This window comes from Halomicronema sp. CCY15110 (assembly GCF_016888165.1).
GTDB lineage: Bacteria > Cyanobacteriota > Cyanobacteriia > Phormidesmidales > Phormidesmidaceae > Halomicronema.
Genome location: NZ_JACSWC010000043.1, coordinates 1 through 2,389, shown reverse-complemented (window position 1 = coordinate 2,389; position 2,389 = coordinate 1). Strand labels below are relative to the sequence as shown.

Sequence of the window (2,389 nt, the reverse complement as noted above, 5' to 3'; positions counted from 1 at the left end):
GGCGTCATGAGGGTACCCATCCAAATATCGCTACAGCCTTACTCTAATATTCCTCTTCAGAAAGTGACCTGCTCCCTCTGCATATGCGCTGGTTGAGCCTGACGAATTTGAATGGCTATCGGGTCAAGACAAGCTGAGCCACTATGTGGGGGAGCATGGTTTTGGCATGTCATTTTGCAGCGTTTGTGGATCGACACTCTGTGGGACCTACCAAGGCAACGTTCATGGGGTCACGCTCGGCTGCGTGAATGGTGACCCTAAGGTTGAGATTGGCATGCACATTTTTGTCGGCTCCAAAGCCGCCTGGGAAGTGCTGCCAGATGGCATCACAACATTCGAAGCGGGGCCGCCTGCTTAGAATAAAGCGACAGGGTTGTTTTAGTTGTTTTCAGAATCATGATCCCTCTTTCCTCTATCGGTTTGGGCTCAGCGATCGCGCTTCCAACATCAAGGCTAAGCCGACGATACCCAGCAGCGCAAATGTCCCCATCCAGGCCCAAGTGTTAAAGCTGACCCAGTTGATGGCGCGCACAGCGATGTCCACAATGACCACACCTGCCAGTACCAAACCACTCAAAGTTGTCTGAATGAGCCCCAACATACAGAGTTGCATCGGGGTTGGTTGTCGGGTCAGCAGGGCGGACGCGGCTGCTCCCGTCAGAACAATGGCACTGTAGAGCTGACAGTGGAAAACATCCAGCGGCCACGGCCAGAAACCGCCAAACAGGGTCGGCAATAGCAACAGCCCGAAGCCATAAATGCCCATAAATGCCGCCTGTAGTTGCAGGTACAGATGCCAGTGGCGGGGCAAATGGCCGCTCACCATAAATATTTGTCGCCTGTAGTGCCAAAGGTAATAGCTCGACCCGAAGCAATCGGCGGCGTAGAGGCCAAACCAAATGGCGGTTGCCCGTCGAGCCAGATCAAACTGCTCGATTTGCAGACAAGAGACAACGAAAACGACGGTCGTAAATATCCACATTATCGGCACAATGAGGCGGACGGAGAGCACTCGGCGCGTCACTAACAAAATCGAGAGCCCGACCAATGATGTGAGATAGATAGCCCCTAAAAATCGGGTATTGAACGGGGTTAAAGACCAGACCCAGCGGGAGCGAGCCGCCTCTGGAAAGAAAAATAAACTACCGCCCACCAGTACCAATAGCAGACTAGAAATCAGCGCCATGATGAACAAGGGGCATCGGCACTGAGGCAGTGGCATTCTGAGTGGCGTTTTTGGCGGGCATTTGTATTCTTGGCATCATTGAAAGCCTCGGGATTGATTGGGATTCAAATTTTGAGTAACCCTTTTGCAAGTCAGCGTAATTGCCCTTGACTATCGCCTGACCGTTCTACAGCGCCCAACTGTTTGAGGATGGCGAGCTGAGCTGGGGTTAGCCCCACAACCCCCGTGATATCCATGTTTTCGTAGGGTTCCTGAGTCTTCATGGCTTGCACACACTGCCCCGTTGCGACTGACCATAGCTTGATCGTTTTATCGTCACTGCCGCTGGCGAGGGATTGCCCATCGGGACTAAAGGCCACCGACCAAACACTGTTGCGGTGACCTTTGAGCGTGTTCACGCAGTGCCCCGTTTGGGCATCCCAAAGTTTGACCGTGTGGTCGGCACTGCCCGTCGCAATCTGTTGCCCATCAGGACTGACGTCTACAGACATGACCCAGTTGCGATGACCCTGCAGGATTTGTTGGCAGTCTCCAGTGTTGATGTCCCAGAGGCGTGCCGTTTGATCAAGGCTGCTACTCACCAGGTAGTCGCCCTGGGGGGCAAACGCGATCACCCACACGCCCTCAGATGCCCCGATAACGTTTGTCGACAGTCCCCCGTGGTGGTGTCCCACAGCTTGAGGGTGCGATCGTAGGAACCACTGGCCAGGAGCGGCTGTTGCGGATGGAAAGCCACTGCACAAACCCAGTGTCGATGCCCAGTCAGGGTTTGACAGCAGTGCCCCGTTTGCACCTCCCACAGGCGAATGCTGTGATCGGCGCTGCCGCTAGCCAAGTACTTGCCCTCAGGATCAAACGCCACTGACCAAACCGCCTGGGTATGCCCTGACAGGGTTTGGTCAGGGTTGCCAGAGGGCTGCTCCCACAGGCGCACGTTGCCGTCTTCATTGCCACTGGCGATCAAATTGCCCTGGGGACTAAACGTCACGGACCAAATCGCCTTCTCAGCGCCTAACAGAGTTTGGAGGCAATCGCCTGAGGCCACATCCCAAACCTGAACGCGGCGATCGCCATGGCCTCTCACCAAGGTATCGCCTTGGGGGGCATTGTCAACTTAACTTTCCGCATCTAAAATCGAGCACTAAATTCCCGTCCATCGCCTTCGACAGCAGCGCTAAGCGATCGCCGATAGTCGTGTGAATT

The 2,389-nt window shown here is 54.8% G+C and carries 4 protein-coding genes; 1 reads left to right on the top strand and 3 read right to left on the bottom strand.

Annotated elements, in window-relative coordinates:
• Nucleotides 1-88 precede the first annotated feature (88 nt).
• A complete protein-coding gene (locus tag JUK32_RS28575) occupies nucleotides 89-358 on the top strand; it encodes a GFA family protein (protein WP_375541538.1) in 270 nt (89 codons plus the stop codon).
• Nucleotides 359-412: 54 nt separating this feature from the next.
• On the opposite strand, the gene JUK32_RS00300 is transcribed toward JUK32_RS28575, so the two are convergent.
• From JUK32_RS00300 to JUK32_RS00290, 3 genes are all read right to left on the bottom strand, one after another.
• Nucleotides 413-1,186, bottom strand: coding sequence for a hypothetical protein (locus JUK32_RS00300; RefSeq protein ID WP_204136875.1), 774 nt, complete (start codon nucleotides 1,184-1,186; stop codon nucleotides 413-415).
• Nucleotides 1,187-1,317: 131 nt separating this feature from the next.
• Nucleotides 1,318-1,800, bottom strand: a complete 483-nt coding sequence (locus tag JUK32_RS00295) for a WD40 repeat domain-containing protein (protein WP_204136874.1) — start codon at nucleotides 1,798-1,800, stop codon at nucleotides 1,318-1,320.
• Nucleotides 1,797-2,270 carry a WD40 repeat domain-containing protein gene (locus JUK32_RS00290; protein WP_309224456.1) on the bottom strand — a complete coding sequence of 158 codons (474 nt, stop codon included), beginning with the start codon at nucleotides 2,268-2,270 and terminating at the stop codon, nucleotides 1,797-1,799. Before JUK32_RS00290 ends, JUK32_RS00295 begins: the two co-directional genes overlap by 4 nt.
• Between the last annotated feature and the right edge of the window lie 119 nt (nucleotides 2,271-2,389).